Annotated in this window: 4 protein-coding genes; 2 read left to right on the forward strand and 2 right to left on the reverse strand. The window is 56.5% G+C overall.

What is annotated here, in order from left to right; translation table 11 throughout:
• Nucleotides 1-126: 126 nt before the first annotated feature.
• Entirely contained in the window at nt 127-645 is a 519-nt protein-coding gene (locus ABJK56_RS08895; RefSeq protein ID WP_347244314.1) for a hypothetical protein, read from the forward strand.
• Entirely contained in the window at nt 642-1,088 is a 447-nt protein-coding gene (locus ABJK56_RS08900) for a hypothetical protein (protein WP_347244315.1), read from the forward strand. The genes ABJK56_RS08895 and ABJK56_RS08900 overlap by 4 nt, the downstream gene beginning before the upstream one ends.
• A gap of 70 nt (nt 1,089-1,158) precedes the next feature.
• Here the strand turns inward: ABJK56_RS08900 and ABJK56_RS08905 are convergent, their stop codons facing one another.
• Complete coding sequence (locus ABJK56_RS08905; RefSeq protein ID WP_347244316.1) at nt 1,159-2,385, reverse strand: hypothetical protein; 1,227 nt, start codon at nt 2,383-2,385, stop codon at nt 1,159-1,161.
• A 13-nt stretch (nt 2,386-2,398) separates the two neighbouring features.
• Nucleotides 2,399-5,242, reverse strand: a complete 2,844-nt coding sequence (locus ABJK56_RS08910) for a fibronectin type III domain-containing protein (RefSeq protein ID WP_347244317.1) — start codon at nt 5,240-5,242, stop codon at nt 2,399-2,401.
• Nucleotides 5,243-5,445 lie beyond the last annotated feature (203 nt).

The raw sequence follows: 5,445 nt of genomic DNA on the forward strand, positions 1-5,445 counted from the left end.
CCAAGTCGCGCCATCGTAGCTTCTGTCAAGGTGGGGGCGGTTTGACGCTTACGCTACTACACATGCGGCAGGGCGTCCAAGACGGGGCACAGCAACTGCCCAGTCAAGTCGGTCCCCGCCGGAGACATGGAAGGAGCCGTCATCCAACAGCTTCGCGCGATGTTCAAGTCGCCTGAGATGATAGCCCAGACCTATCAGGCGACTCGGGGGCTTGAGGCCGAAGAGCTTGAGCGACTGCGTTCAGAGAGAACAGAACTGGAAGCACGGCTTGCCGAACTCAAGCAGGCCGCATCCCGGCTGTTGGACTCCGGCGCATCGGACAGCGAGACGACCGACGAGATACGCCGGACCAACGAGGAGTTCGTTGATACTCAACGCAGGTTCCGAGACATAGACGAAGAGATACATGGAATGCAGGCACGGCTTGTAAGCGAGCGCGATGTCGCGGAATCTCTGCGCAGGCTCGATCCTGTATGGGATGAACTCTTTCCTCTGGAGCAGTCGCGGATCGTCCATCTGCTTATTGAGCGCGTGACCGTGAACACCGATGGCATGAACATCCGCATCCGGGGCAACGGCCTGCATTCGCTCGTGAGCGAAGTCCGGGATACAACAAACCAACATGAAAGGAGCTGCGCCAGATGATGTCGAGAGCCACAGTGCAGAATGACGACAGCGGCATAGTGGTCAACGTGCCGCTCACGCTGAAGAAGCGAGGAGGCAGGAAAGAAGTGGTCCTGCCACAGGCGTTTTCGTCCGATAGCCCTATGCGTCCTTCGCACCAGGAGGCGCTCGTCATAGCGATTGCCCGGGCGCACAGGTGGCAGAAGCTCCTCGACGAGGGGAAGTTCGGGTCAATCTCTGACTTGGCCAGGGAGATAGGTCTGGACCCGTCCTTCGCGGCACGCCTGCTCAGGCTCACGCTCCTCGCGCCGGATATCGTCGAAGCCATTCTGATGGGTGAGGAGCCGAGTGGACTGTCGCTGATGATGCTGACGAAGCAGTTGCCCGCGCTGTGGGATGAACAGCGAACCATATTCGGCCTCACGCCTCCGAATTGCCCTGGGACGGCGCGATCAACTATCTAGGAAGGAAGCGGCTCACGGTCGGTCACCACACCCACGGTGAGCCACACATTGGTCGCATTGATTGTGCGTATCAGCCATCCTGCTTCGTTACCTCGAACCAATCCAACCCTCTTGTCTCTTCGTTCGGTTCCTTCAGAGTGACTGCGTGACCGTCGGAGGTGGCAACCGCTAACAGTCCTTCTCGGCGGAATGTATGCCAGCCTGTCTTTGGGTCGGGCTTCTCGGTATCACCTTCCTGTGCAGTCTTCAGTAATAGCCATTGGCCATCTCTTGACCATATAAGGTCACTGACGCCCTGCCGCAGGGTTGTCACAACTCTATCTTCTCCAGAAGCCTTGTCGTACACGTGGAGCTTAGTCACGCCTTGAGTATTCACTGTCGGCTCAAATACCGCTACAGCTACCTTTTTACCGTCTCTCGACCATCTTGGCTTAGGGGAGTACGCCGAACGCTGATCCCTTACCATCTTGAGGATGGCTTTGGGCTTACCGCCGTCCGCGTCAGCAATATACACTGTGTCCGTGTCCACGTACGCAACCTTCCGTCCGTCCGGCGAGAAGGCATACCCGTATCGCCCGGCCTTTCCCCGAAGTAGGAGTCTAGACTTGCCGCCTTGACGCGGAACGGAATACAGGTTAGAGTCAGGGCCGCTCTGATAGATAATGCTGCTCCCATCTTGAGACCAGAAAGCATCATCAACACCCAACGGAACACGGGCAAGTTTCCGTCCCCGTCGGGTAAGCGTGTCCCAGACATAGATGTCTTCCGGTATGGGCTTGTCCTGGTCTAGGCTGCCTGCCTCAGTCTGATAGGTTGCGCAGACATATCGGTCATCGGGTGACCATCCGTGAACGTACCAGCCGAAGTCGCCCTTGGTTAGCGGCGAGACTTTCTTTGTGACAACCTGCACTTCCCAAAGATTAAGAAACGTGTTGGGGTATGGTGCGGCACCAGTCATTGTTGTGCGTCTACCGTCGGAATACGAGTAGTCTGCAAGGAAAAGAACGCGCTTCCCACTGTGAGAGAACAGCGGTTCCCTGATAGCCCCTCCCAGTCTTAGCTTCGGAGTAGACTCATGATTGGTTAGGCGTGTGACTTTCCCTCCGGGGACAGCCTGAAGGAACAGGTCATAGCGTCCACCATTAGCAGTGTACTCCTTCGGGTTCACAAGAACGCTGGAAACGACTAGGCCCTGTGGCGGCACTTGTTCAGCACCGCCAAAGCAAGGAGCTATCGCGAACAGCAGGAAAGCGCAGAGCCGCACCGCAAAGAGACTGCTCTTGATATGCTTCTGCAACTCAAATCCCTCCCTACAGTTGTATGCTTATGTCGTTCTCCGTGTAGTACTCCTGCCCGGCAGGGATCGTCCATGTGACGATGGAGGACGGCCACGGATATGCACCTTGATCTTGCGTCAAGCTATCAGTCCATGTTACCCACTGGCCGGACGCATTGCGCAGTTGGCCATTGGCAAACGCCGCGTTGTAGACGTGGGAACCAGTCCGCCGGTAATGGTTGCCGCCTTTCCTGCCCTGTGCAATAGAGTGGGCACGTTTCATCATCCCCGAGCGTACCTTGACAGGATTCGCAGCGGCGAGCAAGACTGTTTTGTCTTCCCAGTTCTGGTCAGCACCATAGAAGAGTATCATAGGTGTTGATGACTTACCGGTCGGCTGCATCACATAGCACATCTCGATTCCTCCGAAGTACGAGGTATCGAAAGTGATGGGGCAGTTCTTAGGCGCAAGGGTCCGAGCTTTGGAGCCATCATACCTATTGTACTTGAGAGACAGGTGAGGATTGTATCTGCAGTACGCCTCGCTCCACTGAACACCCGCATCAATCTCAAGTACCGTTCTTCTCTTGCCGCTGCCGATGATTGTTCTACTGCCCAGGTAAGTCCAGTAATCGTCGTCGATACCTTGCGCGGTGTTTCTTGCCATGTAAATCTGGTTTCTCCACCCAGGGTAAAACAGCCCGTAGGAACCGGTACACGTCGGTTTGCTCCGCACACGCCTGTAGGGCCCGTCGCTTGCGTTCTGTTCTGTGGTAGGAACAGACGCCAACATACCACCTGATTCCTCGTCATCGCCTGATAACACTCCCCCGTCATCTGGGAGGTTGAGGGTAGAGCCGTCGGAGTAGTGAAGCGTATTCGTGCCTGGTTCGAGGGTACCGAGGTCAACGGAGCCACCGGGCCGAAGAACGCCCTGCCAATTGCTGTAGACGGTACCGTCCGGGCCAACAGCACAGATCAGGTCTGCATAATAGCCGTACAGATTGGCTACGGCGTCAGTTATCGCATAAGCATCATCGCTGTCCCAAGGAATGGCCCAATCGTCCGGTATGTCGCTGTCTTCATCCGAAGCTATGCTCTCACCATCAGCACGGACGGCCTTTACCGTATAGAAGTACTCCTGCCCGAAGGTCAGGCCAGTATCGGTAAAGACAAACTTGTCACTTCCTGCGTAGGTGGGAGTGTTCCACGGGTTAGGTCCGTTTATGGGATTCTGGTAGTCTTCTCCACCGGACGTTGTTCCACGGTATATGTTGTAGCCAATCGCGCCCGGTGTAGCCTTCCAGTAGATAGACAACTTTCCGTATCCGTTAGTGTCGGTTCCCGAAGGCTGCACTTCGACCTCCGTTGGCGGGCCGGTGCAGCGCACTACAGTCAAGTCGTTTGAACTAGCCACACGAATAGTCCGTGCGAGCCCGTGTTCGGTGTAGTAGGTAGCCAACCCAGATATGCCGGTTACAGCAACGTAGTCACCGACTGCCGGAGTATACGTCTGATAGCCACCAAGCCCTACCACACGGATGCCAGCGACGGTACCACCATCGGTTAGGTTCGAGCCATCATCTATGTAGAAACCGCCAAAATCTACGTCGGTTATCCTGCCCCACGCGCGGATGAGAAGACCGACGTTGCTGGTACCCGTGCCCTCGGCGGGGCCTTGGGTGAGAACATTGAGGTCTCCTCCGCCAACAGCTTTGTTGTTTAGGCCGAGCGGTCTCGGCGCATCCCCAGATGAGTCCATCTGTGTGTACGCATAGTGTATGGCTCTCTCGCCGTCAACGGTAGTCATCTCACCGCCTGAGATCGTGACGATGTCACCAGCGTGCAGCGATTCCGCCGATGCGCTGTCGTTAACACGGATGCCACATGCGCGACTTGGCTCCTGCACGTAGAAGTAGCCGAGTGCAGGAAACGTCCTGCTGACAATCTTTCCTGACAGATCCGCTGTCAAGTAGAGCCCGTCTGCGAATGTTTTGGCCCAGGCAATGGTGCCCTGCGCCACCGTCTGGACGCTGCCAACATAAGCGTCAGGGTCGAAGCCAGGGCTGCTATCTACGTCCAGAACCTTGTCAGAACCGCTGGTGTGGATCGTTCCCGTGACCTTCTTCACGCGGTCGTCGGCCACTACGGTGCCAGTGTAGTAAGTGGTAAGCGTGTCGTAAGTGTCGTCCTCGCCTATCACGAACGACCCGCTGGTTGCGGAGTTGATCGGCTTGCACTGAAGCTCAACTGCCGTGCCGTCCGCTTGAGCTTTTGCTTCTGCAATAGTCGCGCAGTAAATGGGTGGGCTCTCCGAATCCAGGCCATCAGGCATCGGCGGGAGTTCGCCTTCGCTCATGACAGATACGCTTGCTGTCTCTGCGGAACCCTCGCTTGCCAGGTCAGCAAGTGAACGCCTATTGGGCCAATCCATGTCGATACCCTTGATTGGCATGAACGGAACGGGTCTGCCATTGGGAGAACAGTAGACGGTGACATTCTCAGGGGAAACGATCAGAACTCTTTGCCTAATCTCAGTGCCGTCTCTGGAGACGCCTGAGAATGTGGATAGGACACCGGTTACATCGACGTTCCAGTACTCCTTGACCGGGAGGGGCCTGGTGCTTACGACAGCAAGCCGAGGCTTCGCGGGCTGCGGTTCAAACCACTCTTTGATCGCGAATGATTTCCCGCTTCTTCCACAGCGTATCACCTCTTCGCACGGCAGCGTGACACGGCTTCCGTCGGGTTGCGTGAGACATGCACCGATTGTGCCTGGATCACCGTCCCTGATGGGCGCACGGGCCCAAGCGACACCAGATGCGAAAAACAGGGCTACAAGAACTTGGCACAGCAACACTCTGGAGAGCGACTTCATTGCCATTCCTCCTCTGGCCCGAGCTGCGAACAGGCAATCGCCGCCGTTTTGCGACATCATACTCCCGGACGCGTGGCCTGTCAAGCGCCACTCCAAGGTCACTCCAAGGTCAACACCTAGCGGGTAACACCCGCTACTCCAATCGCACCAGCGCGGAATGGTTGCGAAATGTACCAAAGCTGAGATCAAAACCTCCTTTGGAC

This window comes from Thermogutta sp., assembly GCF_039793925.1.
GTDB lineage: Bacteria > Planctomycetota > Planctomycetia > Pirellulales > Thermoguttaceae > Thermogutta.

Bases quoted from the DNA above. Each gene is read 5' to 3' on its own strand.
- ABJK56_RS08895 (WP_347244314.1), top strand. From the start codon at position 127: ATGGAAGGAGCCGTCATCCAACAGCTTCGCGCGATGTTCAAGTCGCCT.
- ABJK56_RS08900 (WP_347244315.1), top strand. From the start codon at position 642: ATGATGTCGAGAGCCACAGTGCAGAATGACGACAGCGGCATAGTGGTC.
- ABJK56_RS08910 (WP_347244317.1), bottom strand. From the start codon at position 5,242: ATGAAGTCGCTCTCCAGAGTGTTGCTGTGCCAAGTTCTTGTAGCCCTG.